This window comes from Streptomyces europaeiscabiei (genome assembly GCF_001550375.1).
In the GTDB taxonomy this organism is placed as follows: Bacteria; Actinomycetota; Actinomycetes; order Streptomycetales; family Streptomycetaceae; genus Streptomyces; species Streptomyces europaeiscabiei.
The window spans coordinates 1-903 of record NZ_LRTR01000297.1 but is presented as its reverse complement, the minus strand read 5'-3'; the positions used below and the strand labels follow the sequence as shown (position 1 = coordinate 903).

At 75.6% G+C, this 903-nt stretch carries 1 pseudogene; it reads right to left on the bottom strand.

What is annotated here, in order from left to right:
* Positions 1-218: 218 nt before the first annotated feature.
* Positions 219-903: pseudogene (locus AWZ10_RS14610) on the bottom strand (hypothetical protein); the annotation flags it as partial.

Here is a 903-nt window from a genome sequence, read left to right as displayed (position 1 = left end):
GGGGGCGGGTCGAGTGCGGGTGCGGGTGCGTGGGGACAGGTCGCGCAGTGGGGCCGCTGAAGAGGCAGGGGCGCAGCCCCCTGCCTCTTCAGGGGCGTGGGGAACTGCGCGGGCAACCACGACGGACCCGCGCCGGAGGGGCTGGAGGGGGGTCGAAGGGGCGCAGCCCCTTGAGGATGGGACGGGTAGGGGCGGCGGGGGCGAAGCAAACCCCCTGGTCAGCGGGGGCGTTGGGAGCGCCAGAGGAGATAGAGCGCGGAGGAGACGGCGGCGATACGGAGCATCCAGGGCCAGGCCTCGGCGAGCGCGGCATCCATGTGCCCCCGAGCGACGGGCTCCCCCCAGCGCCCGTCCGTTCGCCCCCACAGCCAGACGATCCCCCCGGCAGCCACCACCCCCGGAATCCCCATGACCGCCCACTTCGACTCGGCGGGCGTCAGCCTCCGCGACAGATAGGCGATCAGCCACCCGAGCCCCAACGGCACCAGGCTCCCCATGACCGCCCCCGCGACCAGCAGCACGGCGGCCAGCAACAGCAGCGGATTGCTCCACCCCCCACCCGCGGGCCGCAACCGGGGCAGCGGCAACCGCCGCCGCCGGGACCCGGCCGCCTCCGTGACGACCGCCGAGGGGGTCTCCCTCTTCTCGGCCGCCCCCGCGGCGCCGACGGCCTTGTCGACCGCCCCGCTCTCCCCCTCCGCCTTCACCGCCGGCGGCTTCAACAGCTCGGGAATCTCCACACCGCCGACGAACCCCGGCACGGAGTCCCCGAGCCCGAACCCGAGATCAGCGCCCCCGGGGCCACCGCCTCCGCCGACCCGCCACCAGTCGGGCTGCGCGTCGCCGTCCCCCAGCTCGTGCAGCGGAGCGAGATGCGGCGGAGCGGCACCACCCACCACCGGC